Genomic DNA, 21,461 nt, shown 5'->3' with positions numbered 1-21,461 from the left:
AATGGCATGTTGAGGCCTTAAACGCAAGTTGTTTGCATGAATTACCCACAAGGGGTGGACACACCATGCCTTGGAAGGTTATCGCGAGTTATTTAGCGGTGTGGACGCTATTCGCTGCGGAAATGTCCGTACACGATGATTTCGTGCCCGGCATACTCGAATTGCGGCGGGAGGTGGTCGAGCTCGACGTTGACGGGCTTGCTGTCCAGCCAATGCATCTCACCTGTCTGGCGGCAGACCAGGATGGGTTGCTTGGTTTTCCGGGGGATGCAGTAGCAGGTGGTCAGGCCGGGGATGTCGATGACCTCCAGCGTGCCTTCATCGACCATGGTATGCAGATTGCGATAGACGGTAGCGATGCCCAGCCCTTTGCATTCCAGCTGGGCGTACTCCAGAATTTCTTTGGGTTTAAGGGGACGTCTTTGCGTTTCTAAAGCGTTGCGGATGGCTGTTCGTTGACGAGTTTCTCTGACCGGTGATGGCATATGGTCGAAAAGGATTGCACCTTGGTTTTGCGGGAGCCTGTGACATCAGTGTAGCTAAGACGTGCATGCCCCATGTATTAATATCTTGTAAGTATTATTATTATAAATACTTGAATAATGCAAGTGCCTGAACAGGCCGTCAATCTATTATTTATGTATCCCCTAAATAACCAAATGTCGTGCCCATTCTCACTTTTTGTATGCGTTTGAACACTTTTTATAATCCAAAAAAGACTAGCGCCTATATGCATAGGATACTGTTATCTTCAAGGCCTTATTAAGCCTCATTTCAAGGCTAGTTAGAGTCCCTTTCGGGAGGGGGGCAGCGTAAGGGCTAGAGGATGCGGGGCACCAAAAACCACTCCAGTGTCCACTCTCCATAGGGCAGGGCCGTGGAGGGCGGACATACCTGCCTCAGGCAAAGTAAACCGGTTTTCTTGAAGGAAATGAGGCCTCCGTCGCGAGATTTTAGCATGAGGGCGTCTGCGAGGATGGATAGGTGCGGATTGTGCCCGATGAGCATCTTGTCGGTCTGGGCCTCGGCCAGCTCCCGCAGCCACACAAAGGGGTTGTCACCGGGACGCAGGCCGGAGCGTTCCTGGAGGGGTTGCGGCAGCTCCAGGTACTTCTTGAAGAGCGTGGCCGTCTGGACGGCTCGGGTGAGCGGGCTATGACACAGGGCCTGGACATTTTCAAACTCGCGGGCCTTGAGGGACTGGCAGAGTTTACGGATTGTTTTTTCGCCCTTTGAGGTCAGTTCACGGGATTCATCGGGATAGCTGTCCTCGGCTTCGGCGTGGCGCATCAAATACACTCGCATAGAGATATATTATGCTCAGCCTCGCTGACTTGCGCAATCTCGGACTTGGGATTTAGCGGCTATATATTATGATAAAATGGGCTTTGTTGTAGGGTGCAGATTTAACGCAACTCCTTTGCGGATAGTGACTTTTAACAAAAATCACCTTTTCGTTGTTGCATTTCTGTAACTTCTGGATTTATAGGTTCTACATAGTTTTAGACATAGACTTTCCCGGTTAACACCGAAGGAATGATAAAACAGTAGAGATGGCGGGAGGCCCCCAGGGATGGGGGCCTCTATTTTTTTGCACGCAGAGAATGGCCGCGCAAAAGAACAGCAATATGAGTGCCCGCCATGCCGACAGGCAAAGCCTTCTCAGTTCAGATCAAGCGCAGGAACGTTTGCTACGGGGCGAGGCGCTCGATTTTCCACTGCTCACCGTCGGGCGTGTACTGGAGCCGGTCATGCAGGCGGTTTTCGCGGCCCTGCCAGAACTCAAACAGCTCGGGACGCACGCGGTACCCGCCCCAGAAGGAGGGCAGGGGGACCTCGCCGCCGGCAAATTTGCGTTTCATCTCGCTGAGTTTCATCTCCAGTAATTTACGCGAGGAGATGACGCTGCTCTGATGGGATACCCATGCGCCCAGGCGGCTGCCAAAGGGTCGACTGGCGAAGTAGCGCAGGGACTCGGCGGCTCCGATCTTTTCGGCAGTCCCCTGGATCTTGATCTGTCGCTCCAGCTCAAGCCAGGTAAAGAGCAGGCAGACTTGCGGGTTTTGCTCGATGTCGTCGGCTTTGGCGCTGGTGTAGTTGGTATAAAAGACGAAGCCCTTGGCGTCATAGGCTTTGAGCAGAACGGTGCGCAGGCTCGGTTTATCCTCAGGGCTCACGGTGGCCAGCGCCATGGCGTTAGGCTCGGCCAGGTCGGCCTTGAGCGCCTGCTCAAACCAGGTGCGGAACTGCGTGATAGGGTCCGCGCTGGCACTCTCCTCGGAGAGCCCGTCGCGGGTGTAATTACGGCGCATATCGGCCAGGTCCATTCTGGTGACTTTGAAGATCCTTACAGACCGTGGCAAGCCGACAGAAGAATCCCCGATCTCTGCTACCCCGGTGAAAAATCAACGTGTCTAGTGAATCATGACTGGCTGTCAGACGCCTTGTTTTTCACGCTGGATGGAATAACTTTGTTCGCACTCGGCCCTTTTTCCGGTTCATCCGCCTCGTCCTGCGAGGCTCGATGTCGCGCCCGATGAAGGTGCTATTATCTCCAACCCCTCAAACACCCCGTTGATGATGTCTTTTATTAAGAGTCTTTCCCCGCATGCTCGTGCACAGCGTGCTAACTTTAAGGCCGCTGCCTGCCTGTCGGCTCTGCTTGTAGGCCTGGCGGGCTGCCGTGCTCCTGCTCCGGTTGTAGAAACTGATCAACAGCCGGAAACAAATCAGCAGGTGAGTCCTGCTGCTCCGGAAGGTTCCTGGCGCAGTGAGCTCTACGGTGAGGACTGGACGCCTCCCGCAGAGAAGACTTATGCGGCGGACAAGATGATCCAGGACTTTTCCTACGCGGGCTATGCGCGTGGTGAGAAGCCGGTCCCGAGCTGGGAAAATGCCCCTGTGCTCAACGTGGTTGACTTCGGAGCGGACCCGACGGGTGAGAAAGACAGCACCACGGCCATCCAGCAGGCACTTCACAAGGCCGCTAACTTCGAGGAGCCTGTCGTCGTTTACCTGCCGGAGGGGACTTACCATGTTTCCCGCCCGGAGGGGACCACTCGCTGCCTGCTCATTCACTCCAGCAACACCGTTTTGCGGGGAGCCGGGCCGGATAAGACCTTTATTCTCAATACCTCCATCTCGATGCGGGCCAGCCAGATCATCAAGGTCAGCCCCGTGAAGGTCCCTTCCTGGAAGGACGAGGAGCAGCCCGTCAGTCTGATCACCCGCGATTTGACTGGCCCCACTACGGTGATCCCAGTCGAGAGTACGGATGGCTTTAAGGTCGGGGACACGGTGGTTGTCGGCCAGGATACTACGCCGGAGTGGATCGTCGAGCGTGGCGAGGAGGATAGCTGGCTCGGAGTGGAGAAGAAGATCGGCAACATCATGTACCTGCGCCGCCTCGTGAAGGTGGACCCGGATACCAACGAGCTGACTATCGACATCCCCACGCGCTACACGCTGAAGACGCGTGACAACGCCAAGGTCTACGCCAAGACCGGCCTGCTGGAAAATGTCGGCGTCGAGGGCTTCTCCATCGGTAACGTGGAGCACCCCGGCGAGGACGGCTGGGAGCCGCTTGATTTTACGGCCCCGGACAGTGCCTATACGAAGCACCTCATCATCAAGTACAACCTCGATCCGGCTGAGGCCAAGAAGATCAAAAACGCCTACCACGTGTATTTCTCCTTCGCCATCTACTTCAACGAGGTCATCGACGGATGGATCGAGAACGTGCATACGTTCCAGGCCGAGGGTAACGCACGCGGCAGCCATCTGCTCTCCAACGGCATCCGCATCAAGGAGTGTCGTGGTATCTCGGTCATCGATTGCGATTTCTCCCATGCGCTGTACGGCGGAGGTGGCGGTAATGGCTACATGTACCGCCTCGACGATGCGAACGAATGCCTCTTCGTCGACTGCAAGGCCGAGGCCTCGCGCCATGGCTACTCCATCTCTGGCATGGGCTCGTCGGGAAATGTCTTCCTGCGCTGCTCGGATAAGGACACGGCCACCCAGGCCGCTCCACACGAGGGTGGTATCGCCCGCGGTAGCGACAGTCATATGTACTTCAGCCACTCCAATCTCTATGACGGGTGCGTGGCCGACAACAGCTGGTTCGAAGCGCGTGACCGTTATGGTCCCGGCCCGACCAAGCCCAAGCATGGTACGACCTCAGCCCATACGGTTTTCTGGAATACGACTGGCCTCTCGAACTCACTGGAATCCTTTGTCGTGTACAGCAATCAGGGCGACTACGGCTATGTCATCGGCACACAGGGGCCGGTCAGCGCAGTGAAAACAGAGGTGCTGTACCCCGAGCGCCAGTCCGTGACTGACCCGGTGGACCATGTCGAGGGCGTTGGCGAGGGAGCCCTCCTGCAGCCGCAGTCCCTCTATCTCGACCAGCTCAATAAACGGCTGTCGCGTGTGCGTTAGTATGAAGAGTTTGAGCTGGGCATCAAAACTGAGTCATGGCCAGGACATATCCTGGACCTGTGATGCCTCCGCTAAAGCGAAGTGCCCTAAACTCTGCAAGTAACAGAGTTATCTATTCCCGGGGCAGTGAACGCAGTGAGCGATGGGGCAGAGCCCCATCAGTGTCCCGTGCGGTCACGCACCTAGCTCTTTTTCTTGGGGACGAGTTTGCCCTTCTTGACCGTCGGGCAGCCGCAGTCCGAGCTGCAGCAGCCTTTGGAGCGGAGCTTGCGGACCGCCAGGAAGCAGAAGATGATCAGCGTCACCCCCACGATGCCCAGGGCGATGAGTTCCTGTGTGTCCAGATGCGTGCCTAGGATGTCCATGTCGGTGTCCGTTTAGAGATGTGTGCGCGGGAGGCGTCGTATGGTAATTAGCTGAAGCCCAGCAGGTGGCCGCCCTGATAGACGACTAGGGAGGCGATATAGGCGACGGCTGTCATGTATCCGAGCTGGAACAGCGCCCATCGCCACGAGTTGGTCTCTCGTTTGACCACCGCCAGCGTACTCAAACACTGGAGGGAAAAGACGTAGAAGACCATCAGGCTGAGGCAGGTTAACGGTGTGAAGACCGCGGCCCCGTCTGCGCGCTTTTCGTTCTGAAGCACCTGGGCGAGCGGGCCGCCCTCTTCGGGATCCTCGTCGTCGACCTTGTAGATGATGGCCATCGTGCTGACGAAGACTTCACGTGCGGCGAAGGAAGCCAGCAGGCCGATATTGATCTTCCAGTCGTAGCCGAGCGGATCGGTGACCGGAGTGAGCATGTGGCCGACCTGGCCGGCGTAGCTCTGCGCGATCTCGGTTTCGCCCTCGCTGTTTTTCGGGTACGACACGAAGAACCACAGCAGGATGGAGACCCCGAGGATGATCGTACCGGCCTTGCGCAGGAAGAGCTTGGAGCGCTCCAGCATGTCCATCACCACGCTGCGGGTGGTGGGCAGGCGGTAGGGCGGCATTTCCATGATCAGGGTCGGACTCTCGCCACGCATCAGGGTCTTTTTGAAGATCCAGGCGAAGACAAAGGCCGACACCGTTCCGAGCGCATAGACGAAGAACATCAGCGCGGTCTTGATCCATGGGGCTCCAGGGGCGAGCGCGGCGATCATCAGGAAGTAAACGGGCAGGCGGGCCGAACAGCTCATCCACGGGGTGACGAGGATGGTCACGAGCCGGTCCTTGCGCGAGTCGATCGTGCGCGCGGCCATGATGCCGGGGATGGCGCAGGCGTAGGCGCTCAGCAGCGGAATGAAGGACTGACCGTGCAGCCCGACCTTGTGCATGACTCGGTCCAGCAGGAAGGCCGCTCGGGCCATGTAGCCGGTGCCTTCCAGCAGGGCTACGAAGAAAAACAGGATCAAAATCTGCGGCAGGAAGATCACCACGCCGCCCACACCGGCGATCATACCGTCTACGATCAGGTCGCGCAGGGTGCCCGCGGGCATGTGCTCCTGGACGACACCCCCGAGCCAGCCAAAGGCCCCGTCGATCCAGTCCATGGGGATGCTGGAGAGGGTGAAGATCGTATAGAAAATCGTGGCCATGATCAGGCCGAGGAAGAACCAGCCACCGACCGGGTGCAGAAGCACCGCATCGATACGGTCAGTCAGGGTGGGGGTCTTTTCAGGACCGCGCTTAATCGTCTCCTGGACGATCTTGCCGAGCTGCACATAGCGCTCACCGACGAGTTTTTCCTTCCAGGTCGGATCGGATTTTGAAAGACGGGCTGTACGCTCTGCGGCGAACTGGCGGGCGGCGGCGGGCAGCTCCAGGACGTTGCGGTGAAGCTCCTCCGGTGTGGACTCGGTCAGCATGAGCCAGGCCTCGGCGCGGGCCTGTGCCTGCGACATGTCGCAGGCTTGACAGAGATGGGAGGCGGTTTCGTCCAGAGCCGCCTGAAAATCTTCCGGCAGGGCAAAGCGCCACTTGGGCAGCGGGAGGTTATCCCGGCTCATGGCCAGGCGCAGCTCGGTCAGGCCCTTGCCGGTACGGGCCTGCGTCTTGATGACGGTCACGCCGAGGGCGTCCTCAAGGACTTTGGCGTCGATGGTAACTCCGGCCGCGTCGGCGTCGTCAATCATGTTGAGGACGAGAATGACGGGCAGGCCCAGCTCAAGCAGCTGGGTCGTCAGAAAAAGGTGGCGCTCCAGATTGGTGGCATCGGCCACGCAGATGATGCCGCTCGGGCGCGGGGTGTCCGTGCGGCGGCCCATCAGAATGTCCTGCGTAATCGCTTCGTCCGGTGAGTGCGCGGTGATCGTGTAGGCTCCGGGCAGGTCGATCAGGCGGATGGGCTTGCCATGCTGCGAGTAGCACAGGCCTTCCTTGCGCTCGACGGTCACGCCCGGATAGTTCCCGACTTTCTGGCGCAGGCCGGTCAGGCCGTTAAAGAGCGTGGTCTTGCCGGAGTTCGGATTACCGACGACGACGAAGACTTTCTCCGCGGCCGCGGTCTTGGTGGCAGCGGCAGGCTGGACGGTAGCAGTTGGCATAGGACCTCAGGCGCGGCGAACCTCGATGGCGCTCGCTTCTGTTTTGCGCAGGCAAAGGTGAAAACCTGGCAGTTTAATCTCGATAGGGTCTCCCAGCGGGGAGATGCGGACGACCTTCAGGTTTTGCCCTGGCGTCAGCCCCAGTTCGTGCAGCCGCAGCAGTGTGCCGTTGCGGGCATTGAAAGAGTCGAGAATGCCGCCTTCTCCGGGCTTCATCTCTGAGAGTATGCAGGTGCTTGCCATGGTGTTCATTGGTATCTTGTGGCGATTGAGACTTAATTTCAACAAAATTTTAGTCGTAAGTGTCTACGATTAGTTTTCCTAATTTAAAGTAAGAGTATTGATATCCTCTGCAAAGGCAGGCCATTGCTGGATCAGAGCACTTCGTTGCCCCATCTCGAAGCCCTCCCATACAAACCCCGGTGTGACGGTCACGCTAAATAGCGCGTAGCCTTGGCGCGGAGCTTCGGCCAGACGGCTGCCCTGCCAGGAATGGGGCGGGACTGCGGCAAAGGGGCGCTCTCCGTTTGTGGGGGAGGAGCCGAGCCGTACGGTTTCACCAGAGCCGTCCGGGTGGAGCTGCAGCATCTCGACCGGGTCGCCCCCGTGGAAATGGTAAGTTTCCAGCGCATCGATCCGGTGCATGAGCGAGCAGGTCTCGGGCGTAATGAGATAATAGATGCAGGTCGAAAGTGGGCGATCGCTGCCGGGCAGCGTCTCGGGGTGAGTATGAATACGCCGGAAATAGCCGCCCTCGTCGGGGAGCGGTTCGAGCTCAAGTGTGCGGATGATGTCCTCGGCGTTCATCTTTAATTATGACTCCGTGTATTGCAGGGGGTGTGCCAGTCATTCGATACTGAGTCTCTTTACGCGTCGCCCGCTGCGTCTTTAAGAGAGGCTTATTGTTGCGCAAAGCAATGCTTTTGCGAGGCCTGATATGCCCGTGGCGTCAGCACCCAGATCGGTGCTTGAAGTATGGCGTTTTTTCGTTTCCTTTAAAAGGTATAAGGCGCTATCCCCTAAAATACCGCTATCTATTTGATCTCTAAGACTATGGACACCCAAGCCTTTATCCAGAACTTCGCGGATGCCATTGACGGTCTGGACGCCGCCCAGCTCACCGCTGAAACCCGTTTCCGTGAGCTTGAGCTGTGGGACTCCCTGGCGTTCCTGAGCATTCTGGCCATGATCGATGGTGAGTACGGCGTAGAAATCCCCGGCGACGAACTTCTGGCTGCCGGTACGCTCGGTAAGCTCAGTGAAGCCGTGGCAGCCAAACAATAACCTCCTCGTGGCCGATCTCGCTCAAAAGCACCTGTTGATCTGCGGAGCCTCATCGGGCCTCGGTTTGGCCTGTGCGCAGGCCGCCGCCGCTGCGGGAGCGGCGCTGGTGCTCAATGGCCGCGATCAGGCACGTCTGGAGCAGACGCTCTCCGGGCTTCCGGGGGAGGGGCATACGGTCTTCGCCGGAGACTTGACCGAGGCTGACGCGCGCCGTTCTCTGGCCGATGCGGTGCCCACTCTCGACGGGGTGGTCTTTGCCGCTGGCCTGCACCGGATCAAGCCCGCCAAGTTCCTCGATGATGCCGGGTGGGAGGAAACGTTTGCCGTCAACCACCGCGCTCCCTGCCTGCTGACCACCGCTCTGCTGAAGGCCAAGAAACTTTCCGCCGGGGCCTCGTTGGTTTACCTGGGGTCGATTGCGGCGGATGTGGCCACCGTGGGTAATGCCCTGTACGCAGGCTCGAAGGGGGCGCTTGTCTCCAGTGTGCGTGTGCTGGCGCTGGAGCTGGCCCGCCAGCGTATCCGCGCTAATGTCGTCTCCCCCGGCCAGGTCAAGACCGCCATGACTGAGGCTAATGCCGCCCAGTTGTCGGCCGACGTCCTGGCCCGTAATGAATCTCTTTATCCGCTCGGGCAGGGGACGCCTGAGCAAGTCGCCGCGACGGTCCTCTTTTTACTCGGCGAGGGCGCTTCCTGGATCACCGGGCAGAACATCGTCGTGGACGGCGGCTATACCCTGACATGAGTAACTCAAAAACAGATGTATTGATCGTCGGGGCTGGCGGCATGGGCCGTGAAGTCTGGGACTATCTGGAGCACAAGCGCCGGGTGGACGCGCACTTTGCCGCGACCTGCCGCCCCAAGGGCTTTCTGGACGACGACCCCCACGCGCTCGACGGATATGACTATCCGGGCGGCATTATCGGGAGCATCGCCGACTATGAGCCTGCGGATCACCAGCTGCTGGTCTGCGCGATCGGCTCGCCCGCGATCAAGGCGAAGGTTTGTCCCGTCCTGAAAGAGCGGGGCGCACGCTTTCTGACTCTGGCCCACCCGACTGCCATGGTGGGGCACAATGCTGCTGTCGGCGAGGGAGTGGTGCTGGGTCCGTATTCTCTGGTGGCTCCAGATGCCAAGGTCGGGGATTTTGTTTTTCTTAATTGTTATGCCAGCTGTGGCCACGATGCCAGCATCGGCGACTACTCCACGCTGAGCCCCTACAGCGGTATCACCGGTTTTGCTGAGCTGGGGGAGCGGGTCTTTATGGGATCACACGCCACAGTCGTTCCGGGCCGCAGGGTCGGCGCTGGTTCCAATATCGGGGCGGCCTCAGCGGTGGTTACTCATCTGCCTGCCGACAGTCGTGTCCTCGGCGTCCCGGCCAAACCCTTTATGCGAGGTTAATCCTATGACCACTCCCCGTGCCACCATCACTGCGATGCAATACTGCCTGCCTCCCCGTGTCTTGGGGCAGGAGGAGCTGGCGGCCCGCTTTGGTGAGAAGCAGGTCGCGGACATTGCCAAGCTCTCCGGCATCACCGAGCGCCGCATCGCCGAGCCGGATGTGACCTCCGTTGACCTGGCCGAGTGTGCGGCGCGACGCCTGATGGCCGCCCACGCTATCGAGCCGGACACCATCGAGATGATTATATTTGCCAGCCAGACCGGGGATTACCAGCTCCCGGCTTCGGCCTGCGTGCTGCACGGTCGTCTCGGCCTGCCGAAAACTTGTGGTGCTTTCGACATCGGCCTGGGGTGTTCGGCCTTTCCCTATGCCCTGAGCGTGGCCAATGGCCTGATCGCCTCCGGTACAGTAAAGGGGCGCGTGCTCCTGATCAATGCCGATACCCTGACGCATATCATCCACCCGCAGGATCGCGGGCTAGTCCCGCTGCACGGCGATGGTGCCGTGGCTGCCCTGCTGGAGCCGACCACCGGGGAGGACGGGCTGCTCGGATTTGAGCTGGGCTCGGATGGCTCAGGTGCCGAGCATCTGGTGGTCCCTGCTTCCGGTGCGCGTCGACCGCGCACGGCGGAGACTTCGCGGGAAATCGTGGACACCTCCGGCTCGGTCACGACGGATGAGCACCTGCATATGAACGGCCCGGCCGTTTTCCAGTTTTCCATTCGCGAGGTGCCGGCTGCCCTCAAGCGCGCCTTTGAGAAATGGCAAATCGCTCCCGCTGAGCTGGACCTGCTCGTCCTTCACCAGGCCAACCGGATGATGCTCGACCTTATCTATAAGAAAGCGGGTATCGGGCCGGAGCAGCAGTTTTTCTTTATGGAGAAGGTCGGCAATATGAGCGGTGCGTCCTCGCCGATGGCGCTGGCTGAAGCCTGGCGCAGTGGCCGCCTCAAGCCCGGCACCCTCATTGCAGTGGCGGCCTTTGGGGTCGGGCTGTCCTGGGGGGCTGCGCTGATTCGCCTGCCGGACTCCCTCGCTGATTGCTCGGCGGCGCCGGTGGACTATTCTCCCGAGGATTGAAAGCGATGAGCGCCCCGGCCATGGACACGCCTGTCTTTACCCTGCACCATACCGGCTACCTGGTGGCTGATATTGAGAAGGCCGCGAGCAGCTACACCGGGCTGCTGGGCTACCGGATCGAGTCCCCGGTGATCGAGGACCCGGTGCAGACCGCGCACGTCCAGTTCCTGCGCCTGCCGGGAGCCGATAGCTGGCTGGAGCTGATCAGCCCCGCCTCGGAAAAGAGCAAACTCAGCAACGCCCTGTCCAAAGGCGGTGGCCTGCACCACCTCTGCTACGAGGTGGCCGACATCGAGGCGGCCTGTGCGCACCTGCGGGCCGGTGGGATGTTTCCGCTGGCGTCCCCTGTCGCGGCGGCGGCCTTCTCCGGACGCAAAATCGCGTGGTTTATGGATGAGCGCCGTCTGCTCATCGAGCTGGTCGAGGCAGGCGAGGGAGATCTCTCGCTGGCATCGCTTGCGGATGGCGGGCGTCGGTAGCGCCGCCGCGATGCGCTAAACCGAAAGCGCTCTAGTGCAGGTGCCCTGCATTTCCGGCATTGCCCGGTGGCGGACGGTTCTATTAATAGAAGGGAACAATTCCCGGTTCACCTCTGACTCCATCTTTCATGTCTTCGGCCCAGCTGACGCGCCTGCAGCGCATTTTTCGTGAAGTTCTCGACGAGCCCGCCTTGCGGCTCACGGAGGACTACTCCACCGCAGACCATCCCGAGTGGGACTCGGTCGCCATGGTCCAGATCGTTCTGGCCGTGGAGCAGGAGTTTGGGGTGGAGCTGGAGATGGCCGAGGTCGCAGAGATTAAGTCCGTGGCCGACATCCTGCGTCTATTATAATAGAGAAACCGCTCGTCATGTTAAACCTCTCCGAAACCGCCCTGCGCCAGCTCGATGCCGATGCGCTTACCGCGTTGCTGCGTGCCGCGCCGGGGACGGACTCGTTTAAGGCGCTCTGGCCGGTTGTCGCGGAGAGAGAGACGGTGGACCTGCCGTTGGTCGAGGCGCTTTTTGATGCGCTCGATGTCGGCGGGGACGAGGTTTACCGCGCCTGGCTGGACGAGCAGGCCAAGGAGTCTGCCCCCACGCCCATGGGGCTGTGGTTGACGGCCTGCATCCGCGAGCATCTGGGCGAGGACGCACTTGCGCTCCCCGTGTGGGAAGTGATTACCGGGGCCGACGGCTACGGGCTGCCCGGTGAGGCGCTGCTGGCGCTGGCTCGGGTGCAGGGGCGTTTGGTGCAGCCGGATGCTGCCTATGTGTCTCTGCGGCAAGCCTTACGCCTAGGCATACCTGATGTGGATTTCTGGACCCGCGCAGATCGTTTTTATCAAAGGCTCTCCCGTAAACACCCGGCCCCGGGTCAGCCTCTAAAGGTCGCGGTTGTTGGCTCGTCCACGACGACGTTTTTTGCAGCCTGCCTGCGCATGGTAGCAGTGCGGGATGGTTTCGCACCCACGGTCTACGAAGGCCCCTACGGCGCGTGGCGGCAGGAGATACTCGATCCCGACTCGGGGCTGTATGCGTTTAAGCCCAACGTGACGGTGATCGCCACGCATGGGCGGGATGCTGCGCTACCGGCTTTTGCCGGAGAGGGGGAAGCGCCCGTAGAGGCTGATGCGCAGTTGGTGGATGATTTTAAAAATCTCTGGAGCCTCCTGCTGGAGCGATGCCCCTGCACGGTGTTGCAGTTCGCCTTTGATCTGCCCGTGCCCGAGTCTGGCGGTGCGCTCAGTGCGAGCGACCCAGCCGGGCGCATCCGTCGCCTGCGTGGGTTAAACGAAGCCCTCCGCCGTGAAGCTCCGGCGGGCGTCACGCTGATGGATCTGGAGGCGCTTGCCGCTGCCGCGCCCGGTAAGTGGAGCGATGCGCGCCAGTGGCTGATGCACAAGCAGCATCCGGCGATGGCCGCGCTGCCGCCGCTCGCCGATGCTTGCCAGTCCCTTATCAGGGCCGCAATGGGTGCTGCCAAAAAAGTGCTCGTGCTCGATCTGGACAATACCCTCTGGGGTGGTGTGATCGGGGAGGACGGGCTGGCGGGCATTCGTGTGGGACCGCCGCATGCCGATGGAGAAGCCTTTGTCATGCTCCAGTACTACGCCCGCGAGCTGAAGGAGCGCGGCGTGCTGCTGGCCGTCTGCTCGAAAAACAACGAGGCTGACGCGCTCCTGCCTTTTGAGCAGCACGAGGGCATGGTGCTCGGGCTGGACGATTTTGCGGCCTTTGTCGCCAACTGGGAGGATAAGCCCGCCAACCTGCGCCGCATCGCTGAGGAGCTGAACCTCGGGCTGGAGAGTTTTGTCTTTGTCGATGATAGCCCGGTGGAGCGCGCCCGCGTGCGCCGTGAGTTGCCCGAGGTCGCCGTGCCGGAGCTGGGGAGTGACCCCGCGCGCTACGTCGAGATCCTTGATCGCGGGCGGTGGTTTGAGGCGCTTAGCCTTTCGGGTGAGGACCGCACCCGCGCTGCCGCCTACCGGGCCGAGGCCACGCGCCGTGAGCTCGCCTCCACGGCCACGGATGTGAACGCCTTTCTGCGCCAGCTGCGCATGCGCGTCTCGCACGGGCCGTTTAACGAAAATAACCTCGCCCGCGTCGCCCAGCTCGTGGGCAAGACCAACCAGTTTAACCTGACCACGCGTCGCCACTCGATGGAGGTGCTGGAGCGTTTCGCGTCCTCATCCACGGCGTGGACGCAGGCTTTTTCGCTCAAGGATGCCTACGGGGACAGCGGCCTGGTCGGTGTGGTCGTGGCCACGCTGGGGGGTGAGAAGGTATGGGAGGTCGATACGTTTTTAATGAGCTGCCGCGTGATTGGTCGCGGGCTTGCGGACTACATGGCGGCGACGCTTTTGCGGGCCGCCCGGGACAACGGCGTCACCCGCGTGACCGGCCTCTATATCCCGACGGAGAAAAACGCCATGGTGGCGGATTTTTATTTCCGCTACGGGTTTGCCGCCCGACTCGATCCCGCTGAGCAGATCCGGGCCGGAGCCCCTCGGCATTTTGTCTTCGAGGTTCAGAAACAGGAACTCCCCACCGTGCCAGACGGCCTTTTTGAGGTGGTTACTGCAAGCTGATGATTCCTCGGACTCTGTCCTGGTAGAGTCCCATCAACGTCCTGTGCAGTTACGCCTCCCGATTGTGCTTTCGTTTTTTCGGCGGGTGGTTCATTTTCCGGGGTAGTCATGGAGACCCTGAAGTTTTTGACGCCGGAGCTCGCCCGCCAGATTGCGGCAGACTACGGCACTCCCGTTTACGTGTACGATGAGGCATCGCTCAAGCGCCATGCCGAGGCTGCGCTGGCCTTTCCGAATGCCTTTGGGCTGACGGTGCGCTTCGCCATGAAGGCCTCCCCGAACGCTGCTATCCTGCGTGTCTTCCACCGGCTCGGGCTGCACATCGATGCCTCCAGCGGCTTCGAGGTGCGCCGCGCGCTGCACGCGGGCATCCCCGCCGAGCACATTTCGCTCAGCACGCAGGAGTTCCCGGAAGACTTTGCGCCGCTCTACAAGCACGGCATCCGCTTCAACGCCTGCTCACTGGCTCAGCTCGAGCGCTTCGGGCAGCTCTTCCCCGGCTGCCGCTGTGGCCTGCGCGTGAACCCCGGTCTCGGCTCCGGTGGTACCGGTAAGACCAACGTCGGCGGCCCGAATTCGAGCTTCGGGATCTGGCACGAGTGGCTGGGCGAGGCCGAGAAGATCATCGCCAAGTACGGGCTGAGCGTGATCCGCATCCACACGCACATCGGGTCGGGCAGCGACCCGGAGGTATGGGAGCGCGTAGCGCTGATGAGCCTGGAGACGGTCAAGCGTTTCCCCGATGTCGTGACCCTCAACCTCGGGGGCGGCTACAAGGTGGCCCGCATGGCGACCGAAAAGGCTACCGACCTCCAGGTGATCGGCGCACCGGTGAAGGCCGCGTTTGAAAAGCTGGCGGAGGAAACCGGCCGCAAGCTCAAGCTCGAGATCGAGCCCGGCACGTTCCTGATGGCTAATGCCGGGGCACTGCTGGCGACGGTCCGCGACGTGGTCCGCACCGGCGGCCCCGACGGCATGAACTTCCTCAAGCTCGACTCCGGGATGACGGAGATCCTGCGGCCCTCGCTCTACGCGGCGCAGCATCCGATCGTCATCGTCCCGGCGCAGGAGCGTGCCGCTGGCCCTGAGCAGGACTATCTCGTGGTCGGCCACTGCTGCGAGTCGGGGGACATCCTGACCACGGGCAGCGACGATCCGGAGGCTCTCCAGCCCCGCACACTGCCCGAGACACTGCCCGGCGACCTCTGCGTGGTCGAGGGGGCGGGCGCATATTGCGCAGCTATGACGGCGAAGAACTACAACTCTTTCCCTGAAGCGCCGGAGGTGCTTGTCGGGCTCAAGGGCACCGTGCGGCTCATCCGCCAACGCCAGACGCTCGACCAGATATTCCAAAACGAAGTGGACGAGTAGGCGCGTTCGGCGGCCCTTTTGTGAGTACCGTTGCTTTGGGCGTGATTCGTGGCTCGGATGTGTTGTAGGGTAGGGCTGTGTCCTGCTTTTCTCACCGTTTCTCACGGCGCGTGTGCCGCCTGGCTAAACATGCGCTCCTGCTGGTCAGTCTGACCATGCTGTGTGCGGCGTTTGCGCACGCGGCTCAGCCGCCCGAGCCGTGGCCGGAGGACTATGAGCTGACGCTGACCGTGTCCCTCGAAAAGGCTGAGGCGGATTATGCGGCGCTCCAGCCAGCGCTGGACCGTGCCGTGCAGGAGGCCGAGTCCGGAAAAAGCGTGCGCGTGCTCGTTGGGCCGGGGATGTACCGTGGGGAGTTTTCATTGCAGGGGTTGCCCGGAAACGAGTATGCACCGATCAGTATCGAGGCGGAGGAGCCGGGACGCGCCATCCTCTGCGGCAGTCGGGTAGTGGACGGCTGGGAGGTCGGTGACAGCGGTTATTTTCAGATGGATTTCCCTGCGGGCGAACGTGTGGTCGGCCTGTACGTGCAGAGCGTGCGGGTTGAGCAAGTGCGTGCGGACCGCAGGCTGCGGCAGGGCCAGTTCCGGGTCGTGCAAGAGGGCTCTCCCTTCGAAGGTTACCAGGTGCAGATGATTCAGCCTGAGAATGCCACGGTGGCCGACGGGCTGGTCGAGGTGGCGACGGAAGTTCCGGGCGGCATTTTGCGTATTCGAGATTTGGATACGGTTACGCTTTCCGGGCTGTACCTGCGGCAAGGCGGCGGGATTGGCGTGCTTGTGAAAGATTGCCGCCGGGTGCGTGTCGAGCACGCCACCAGCGAACATCAGCACATTTCGGGCTATCGTTTTGAGGACATTACCGAGCTGAAGCTCATCAACGCCGACGCCCTGCGCAACGGCAAGGAGGGCATCAAAGCCGCCAACGTCGCCGCGATGGACGTGATCGGCGGGGCCACTTCGAACAATGGCTATCGCACGGGCGTGGACATGATGTCTGCTGACGCCTTTGGCATGCAGTGCCAGTCGGTCAAGGAACTCAGTCTGCGCAATTTTCAGGCAGCGGATAATCTGGGGGCCGGGCTGGGCGCGTACTATGCCGATACGGTGAGCCTGCGCAGCAGCAAGCTGCTCAACAACCGGCTTGGCGCGGTTTTTTACCACGATAAGAACGTCACTCTAAAGGAAACTATCGTCGCCGCTAACTCCTCGGGCGGGCTTATGGCGATGGGCTCGGACTGCACTGCGATGTGGTCGATCTTTACAGGAAACGGTGGTCGGGAATCCGGTGTATATGTAGCTCAACTGGCGGCGATGGATGGGGCGAAGCTGTCGTTCAAGCACTGCATCGTATCCGCGACACAGGCGGACATACCGCTGCTGGCTATCGACGATCTCGGCGTGCTGGGGGAGATTTCGGGTAATCTTTACTGGGGTTCGGATGAGCCGTTTATTTTTGCGGATATTATCCCGGATAAGGCAGGCGACCGGGGGCGGCCGTCGCTCGACTTCGCCGGTTGGCAGGCGGTGAGTGGGCAGGACCTGGACTCGGCCTGGGGCGACCCGATGTTTAACGACCCGGCCAGCTTCGAGTTTATTCCGCTGGGCGAGAGTATCTGGTATCAGCAGAAGACGTGGCCCGTGCGCGAATTGGCCGAGGGTGAAATGGCGGCGGCGCGCGAGTCCTATCTGCCGCAGGCAAATACCAGCGACGCGCACGGGCCGACTGTGCCCGATCCTTTCGAGACTTTGCCGTCCGCGCCTGAAAAGGACTCGGGCTTTACCGATAAAAAGTAAAAGTGCGGGCAACATCTATCCGCTTCCGCCTCTGTATTTCGGATAAAAAAGTGCTGCTGTGGCTCGCATCGGGCTGGCTTTTTCCTACGCTGTTTCTCTATTCTATACTATCTTGCATAGATAAACTAACTATACGGCGGCGGAACGAGTTTCCGCTGTCTGCGTTTCCAAAACCCTTCCCAGCCCGTGTCCAACCTGACCCACCATCCCCTCGGTAAGCCCGTCCCCGACAGCGTTCACGCCGTCTGCGTGAGCCTGCCCACGATGCGCGACGTCATGGGCTACGAGGAAAAACGCCCCGAGACACTGGCCGAGGTCAAGTTCGCGTACCCGCGTTTTGTCTTCCACGACTATGTGCTGCAGGCCGCGGCACAGGGGGCGAAAAAGCATGGGCTGGCCGGGCGAGCGGTCTATGCGGTCGCCTCCGAGCAGTCTGCCCGCGAGATGGCCACCTGGATGAAGCTGCCAGAGTTTGCCATCGTGCCGGAGGGTGATTTTGTCCTGATCCACTTCCCGGATACGCCCGTCGCTTGCGATGCCGCCAAGGCCTTTCTCCAGCACACCGGGACGAGTATTTCCTCCCGTCAGTCCGAGGCGTACTTGCGGCAGGAAGGTCTGCTCGACAAGATTCAGCCTGAAGTACGCCAGGATGCCGGGGCTCAGGAAACCGTTCTCACCACACTACAGGAGTATCTGCCCACGCCTTCTCTGCACCTGTGCAGCAGCGGCATGAACGCCTTTTACGCGGCGCTCAAGGCAGCCCGAAAGGTGCAGGCCCCGCGTGGCCGCAGGCTCTACCTCCAGCTCGGCTGGCTCTACCTGGACACGATGAAGATCTTGGAGAAATTTCTCGGGCCGGACGAGGACGTCATCGTGCAGACGGATGTTTTTGACGGGGCGGCGATTGAGAAAATTTTTGCCGAGCACGGGGACCGGTTGGCGGGAGTCGTGACCGAGCTGCCGACGAATCCGCTTGTGCACACGCTCGATGTGGATCGGCTGGGTGAGCTCTGTGAAAAGCACGGGGTGATCCGCATCTACGATCCGAGTCTGGCCGGACTGGTCAATGTCGACCTGCTGCCGCATACAGACATGCTGGTGACGAGCCTGACCAAGTATGCCGCGCATGAGGGCGATGTCATGAGTGGCGTGCTCGCCCTGAACCCCGAGTCCCCTTTTTATGACGAGTTGAGCGCCTGCGCAGCGGTCGAGTGTGAGACCCCCTATGCCGGTGACGTCGCGCGGCTGGCCGTGCAGATCGGGGACATGCCTGCTGTGGCTGCGCAAGTCAACGCCAACGCCCTCGCTCTGGCTGAGCACCTTTCCCGCTCGGCGGCAGTGGCCAAGCTCTTTACCCCGCTGGAGGGGAAATCGGCGGCGAACTTCCGCCGTATCGCCCGCAGCGATACCTCAGTCGGTGCGATCCTGACCTTTGATCTCAGCGGGCCTCTGGCGGACTTTTATGACCATGCGCGCGTAGTTAAGGGGCCGAGCTTTGGCACCAGCTACACCATGATGTGCCCCTTCCTGTATCTGGCCCATTACGATCTGGTCAGTACGCCCGAGGGGCGCAGTCACCTGCAGGCTCGCGGTCTGAACCCCGAGCTGATCCGCCTGTCCGTCGGGACTGAGCCGGTCGAGGAAATTATCGAGGCTCTGGGACTGTAAGTCGTCTGCTTTTTTGATTCGCCAAGGGCCTTGCCGTCGGTGGAGACCGGGGCTAGATTCCCGGCATGGATAAGCTGACGGTACGGCCCATGCTCCGCGACGAGCTCGAGACTGCTGTGGAGTGGGCAGCCCGTGAGGGCTGGAACCCCGGTCTGCGGGATGCCGATGTGTTCTGGGAGACAGATCCTGAGGGCTTTCTCGCCGCCGAAGCCGATGGTCGCATGGTCGGGTGTGGCTCGATGGTCTCCTACGACGGTGACTACGGCTTTGTCGGTTTCTTTATCGTCGAGCCGGGGCGGCGTCACGAGGGCATTGGTTTTCCCCATCTGGGTGGCGCTCTGCTGGAGAGTGCCAGAAAGCGCCTGAAGCCGTCGGCACCGGTCGGGATCGACGGAGTTTTCGCGGCTCAGGAGGCGTATGCCCGCTACGGTTTTGTCTTTTCGCACCGAAATCTGCGCATGGCCGGGATTGGGCAAGCGGCGACGCCCGCCGGATATTTGAGCGAACTGTCGCGCGTGCCCTTCAGCGAGGTGGAAGCCTGCGATTTTCGGCACTTCGGGTTTTCCCGCCGCAGATTTCTTGAGCGCTGGATCAAGCCCGCGGGCGGTCTGGCTCTCGGTGCGGTGAGTGAGGGGAGGCTCACGGGGTACGGCGTAGTGCGTCCGTGCCGGGAGGGCTATAAGATCGGGCCGCTCTTTGCCGAGACCTCAGAGATTGCGGATGACCTTTACCGTGCATTGGCGGACAGGGCCAGCGGGTACCCGGTCTATCTCGATACGCCTGAGAACAATCCCGCCGCGCTCGCCCTGGCTGAGCGTCACGGCCTGAAGGAGGTCTTCGGGTGTGCGCGCATGTACCTCGGTGAGGCTCCGGCACTGCCCTGGGAGAATATCTACGGCGTCACGACGTTCGAGCTGGGCTGATCTTTTCAAAGCCCTTGCTGGTCGGGTATCAGAGAGGCTGGGATGCCGCAGCTTTTGACCGGCGCCCGGCAATGGCGAGGAAGCCCGCTCCGAGGAAAAACAGGATCGAAATCATGCCCATGCCGATGCGGGTGCTCAGGACCGGATGCTCCGGGTTGTTGAAAATCAGGGCCGAAAGCGCCATTAGCATCGGCCCAAGGATGGCCGCGCTTTTACCGATCATGGAGTAGAACCCGAAGTACGCCACCGCCTTGTCCGGGGGGACAAGGCTCAGGAAGTAGCTGCGGCTCAGTGCCTGGATGCCGCCCTGGCACATCCCGATCAACACCGCCAGGATGTAGATTTCCGAAACACTGAACCCGAAGATGACCATCGGCGTGGTGTCGATAAATGCCCCGAAAAAGCTCACCCCGAGATAGATCAGGATAGCGACAAAGATCATCTTTCGCGGCCCTATCCTCTGGCCGAGCACCCCAAAGAGAAGGGCGCAGGGCACGCCTGCGATCTGCACGAGGAAAAAGGCGGCGTAGATCTGGTTCTGGGTAAACCCGATGGTGCTGCCGTAGTTGGCAGCGGTGGTGATGATGGTGTTCACCCCGTCGATGTAGCACTGATAGGCGATCAGAAACCAGAGGATGTTCCGGTTGCGGATGATGTCCTTGAGCGTCGCCCAGGCCTCCTTCAGTCCGAGGGCGGCCGTCCGCTTGAGGTTGTGCGGGTTGTGTTTGCGCTCCTCATGAAAGCACAGGGCAAGCGGCAGGGTGAAGACCGCCCACCACAGGGCAGCCAGCACAAACAGGAAGCGACTCGCATCGCCGACATTTGAAAAGCCGAGCTTTTCATAAAAAGTCGTCACCCCGAAAATCATCAGGAGGATGGCAAAGCCCGCCGCGTATCCGAAGGAGAAACCCAGTCCGCTGATCGTGTGCCGGTTCTCGACGGTGGAAACGCGGTCCAGCATCGAGTCGAAGAAAATATTTCCGCTGTAAAAGCAGACCGTGCCCACTAGATACACAAGGGTTGCCAGCACATAGTCGCCCTCGCCGATCAGGTACATCCCGGCGCAGGCCACCATCCCGACCGTGGCAAAGCGCAGGAGGAGCTTTTTACGGATGCCGCCCAGCTCGGCCACACTTCCCAGAATGGGGGCGAGTACGAAGACGCAGAAGCTGGCCACGCCGACCGTCAGCGTAAACCAGAACGTCTGGTCGGCGTCGCTCAGGCCGCTGCCCCAGTACGTTTTATAAAGGCGCGGAAAGATCAGCGCCAGGCCGATCATAGCGTAGCCGGTATTGGCCCAGTCGTAGAGCGCCCAGGACAGCGCACCTTTAGGGAGTCGTTTCATGAGGCGTCGGTCGGGGTGTTGGTGTGCTCGTCGGTCTTATGGAATTTGTTATGCCGCTCCATGGGGGCGGGCATGACATTGCGTAGGGGCGAGACAGAAATGATCTTACCGATGATGACGGCGATGTAGAGCTGCCCGGTGATCGCCTCCAGGACGGCAAAGACACGGGCGGGCACGGTCAGTGGGACGATGTCGCCGTAGCCGAGGGTGGTTAGTGTGACGAAGCTGAAAAAGAAATAGTCGCGGTTGCCGATCACGCTTTCCTCGGGAGCGAGTGAGCTATGGATGCTGAAGGCGTTGGCATCGAACATATCTATAAAGGTATAGATCAGCGTCCAGTTCATCCCCAGTAGCAGGTACACGCTGATCGCGCCGCAGAGGATGTCCCAGTTAACTTCCTTTGCCGTGACGACGCTGCGGAGGATCTTGATGTTGACCAGCGTGTAGAAGGCGAAGGCCATCGGCACGGCGAAGTAGGCATAGCGATCGGTTTCGGCGAGCGAGTTGAGGACGTTCATGCCAAAGGCCGGGACGGCCAGTAGCGCGGTCA

At 60.7% G+C, this 21,461-nt stretch carries 21 protein-coding genes (1 of these 21 only partly in view); 12 read left to right on the top strand and 9 right to left on the bottom strand.

The features are described 5' to 3' along the window. Positions 1 to 107: 107 nt before the first annotated feature. From K0V07_RS01730 to pdxH, 3 genes are all read right to left on the bottom strand, one after another. Entirely contained in the window at positions 108 to 485 is a 378-nt protein-coding gene (locus tag K0V07_RS01730; RefSeq protein WP_220622806.1) for a transcriptional repressor, read from the bottom strand. 334 nt (positions 486 to 819) lie between these two features. Continuing rightward, complete coding sequence (gene sixA, locus K0V07_RS01725; protein ID WP_220622805.1) at positions 820 to 1,305, bottom strand: phosphohistidine phosphatase SixA; 486 nt, start codon at positions 1,303 to 1,305, stop codon at positions 820 to 822. Positions 1,306 to 1,691: 386 nt separating this feature from the next. Further along, a complete protein-coding gene (gene pdxH / locus K0V07_RS01720) occupies positions 1,692 to 2,327 on the bottom strand; it encodes a pyridoxamine 5'-phosphate oxidase (protein WP_220622804.1) in 636 nt (211 codons plus the stop codon). Between the two features lie 250 nt (positions 2,328 to 2,577). Between pdxH and K0V07_RS01715 the strand changes: the two genes are divergently transcribed. After that, positions 2,578 to 4,443, top strand: coding sequence for a glycoside hydrolase family 55 protein (locus tag K0V07_RS01715; RefSeq protein ID WP_220622803.1), 1,866 nt, complete (start codon positions 2,578 to 2,580; stop codon positions 4,441 to 4,443). Positions 4,444 to 4,625: 182 nt separating this feature from the next. On the opposite strand, the gene K0V07_RS01710 is transcribed toward K0V07_RS01715, so the two are convergent. The 4 genes from K0V07_RS01710 to K0V07_RS01695 all read right to left on the bottom strand — a co-directional run bounded on the left by K0V07_RS01710 (position 4,626) and on the right by K0V07_RS01695 (position 7,777). Further along, positions 4,626 to 4,808, bottom strand: coding sequence for a hypothetical protein (locus tag K0V07_RS01710; RefSeq protein ID WP_220622802.1), 183 nt, complete (start codon positions 4,806 to 4,808; stop codon positions 4,626 to 4,628). A gap of 47 nt (positions 4,809 to 4,855) precedes the next feature. Continuing rightward, on the bottom strand, positions 4,856 to 6,970 hold the full coding sequence (feoB, locus tag K0V07_RS01705) for a ferrous iron transport protein B (protein WP_220622801.1): 2,115 nt from the start codon (positions 6,968 to 6,970) through the stop codon (positions 4,856 to 4,858). Between the two features lie 6 nt (positions 6,971 to 6,976). Beyond that, complete coding sequence (locus K0V07_RS01700; protein WP_220622800.1) at positions 6,977 to 7,222, bottom strand: FeoA family protein; 246 nt, start codon at positions 7,220 to 7,222, stop codon at positions 6,977 to 6,979. A 69-nt stretch (positions 7,223 to 7,291) separates the two neighbouring features. Beyond that, positions 7,292 to 7,777, bottom strand: coding sequence for a cupin domain-containing protein (locus tag K0V07_RS01695; RefSeq protein ID WP_220622799.1), 486 nt, complete (start codon positions 7,775 to 7,777; stop codon positions 7,292 to 7,294). Positions 7,778 to 8,023: 246 nt separating this feature from the next. On the opposite strand from K0V07_RS01695, the gene K0V07_RS01690 reads away from it, so the two are divergent. The 11 genes from K0V07_RS01690 (at position 8,024) to K0V07_RS01640 (ending at position 19,566) form a co-directional block, all read left to right on the top strand. After that, positions 8,024 to 8,254 (top strand): acyl carrier protein, encoded by a 231-nt coding sequence (locus K0V07_RS01690; protein ID WP_220622798.1) that lies wholly within the window; start codon positions 8,024 to 8,026, stop codon positions 8,252 to 8,254. Between the two features lie 7 nt (positions 8,255 to 8,261). Then, positions 8,262 to 8,999, top strand: coding sequence for an SDR family oxidoreductase (locus K0V07_RS01685; RefSeq protein ID WP_220622797.1), 738 nt, complete (start codon positions 8,262 to 8,264; stop codon positions 8,997 to 8,999). Further along, positions 8,996 to 9,658: an acetyltransferase gene (locus tag K0V07_RS01680; protein WP_220622796.1), complete on the top strand. Its 663-nt coding sequence runs from the start codon at positions 8,996 to 8,998 to the stop codon at positions 9,656 to 9,658. Before K0V07_RS01685 ends, K0V07_RS01680 begins: the two co-directional genes overlap by 4 nt. Positions 9,659 to 9,662: 4 nt before the next feature. Beyond that, positions 9,663 to 10,739 (top strand): ketoacyl-ACP synthase III, encoded by a 1,077-nt coding sequence (locus K0V07_RS01675; RefSeq protein WP_220622795.1) that lies wholly within the window; start codon positions 9,663 to 9,665, stop codon positions 10,737 to 10,739. A gap of 5 nt (positions 10,740 to 10,744) precedes the next feature. Next, complete coding sequence (locus K0V07_RS01670) at positions 10,745 to 11,218, top strand: VOC family protein (protein ID WP_220622794.1); 474 nt, start codon at positions 10,745 to 10,747, stop codon at positions 11,216 to 11,218. A 128-nt stretch (positions 11,219 to 11,346) separates the two neighbouring features. Further along, entirely contained in the window at positions 11,347 to 11,571 is a 225-nt protein-coding gene (locus K0V07_RS01665; RefSeq protein ID WP_220622793.1) for an acyl carrier protein, read from the top strand. A gap of 17 nt (positions 11,572 to 11,588) precedes the next feature. Beyond that, complete coding sequence (locus tag K0V07_RS01660) at positions 11,589 to 13,808, top strand: HAD-IIIC family phosphatase (RefSeq protein ID WP_220622792.1); 2,220 nt, start codon at positions 11,589 to 11,591, stop codon at positions 13,806 to 13,808. A gap of 108 nt (positions 13,809 to 13,916) precedes the next feature. Next, entirely contained in the window at positions 13,917 to 15,179 is a 1,263-nt protein-coding gene (locus K0V07_RS01655) for a diaminopimelate decarboxylase (RefSeq protein WP_220622791.1), read from the top strand. A gap of 77 nt (positions 15,180 to 15,256) precedes the next feature. Then, complete coding sequence (locus K0V07_RS01650; protein ID WP_220622790.1) at positions 15,257 to 16,975, top strand: right-handed parallel beta-helix repeat-containing protein; 1,719 nt, start codon at positions 15,257 to 15,259, stop codon at positions 16,973 to 16,975. Positions 16,976 to 17,161: 186 nt separating this feature from the next. Then, complete coding sequence (locus tag K0V07_RS01645; protein WP_220622789.1) at positions 17,162 to 18,643, top strand: PLP-dependent transferase; 1,482 nt, start codon at positions 17,162 to 17,164, stop codon at positions 18,641 to 18,643. A gap of 65 nt (positions 18,644 to 18,708) precedes the next feature. Next, positions 18,709 to 19,566: a GNAT family N-acetyltransferase gene (locus tag K0V07_RS01640; RefSeq protein ID WP_220622788.1), complete on the top strand. Its 858-nt coding sequence runs from the start codon at positions 18,709 to 18,711 to the stop codon at positions 19,564 to 19,566. Positions 19,567 to 19,594: 28 nt separating this feature from the next. Here K0V07_RS01640 and K0V07_RS01635 read toward each other — a convergent pair whose 3' ends face one another. Both K0V07_RS01635 and K0V07_RS01630 read right to left on the bottom strand, forming a co-directional pair. Then, the gene (locus K0V07_RS01635) at positions 19,595 to 20,911 is read right to left on the bottom strand and encodes an MFS transporter (RefSeq protein ID WP_220622787.1); all 1,317 of its coding nucleotides are present in this window, start codon (positions 20,909 to 20,911) and stop codon (positions 19,595 to 19,597) included. Then, positions 20,908 to 21,461 carry the 3' portion of a potassium channel family protein gene (locus K0V07_RS01630; RefSeq protein WP_220622786.1) on the bottom strand. Its footprint extends 211 nt past the window's final position, so the window shows 554 of its 765 coding nt (coding positions 212-765); its start codon lies beyond the right edge, outside the window; it ends in the stop codon at positions 20,908 to 20,910. Before K0V07_RS01630 ends, K0V07_RS01635 begins: the two co-directional genes overlap by 4 nt.

Origin of the sequence: Ruficoccus sp. ZRK36 (assembly GCF_019603315.1) — a bacterium.
Classification (GTDB): domain Bacteria; phylum Verrucomicrobiota; class Verrucomicrobiia; order Opitutales; family Cerasicoccaceae; genus Ruficoccus.
This window is presented reverse-complemented; position numbering and strand designations above follow the sequence as displayed.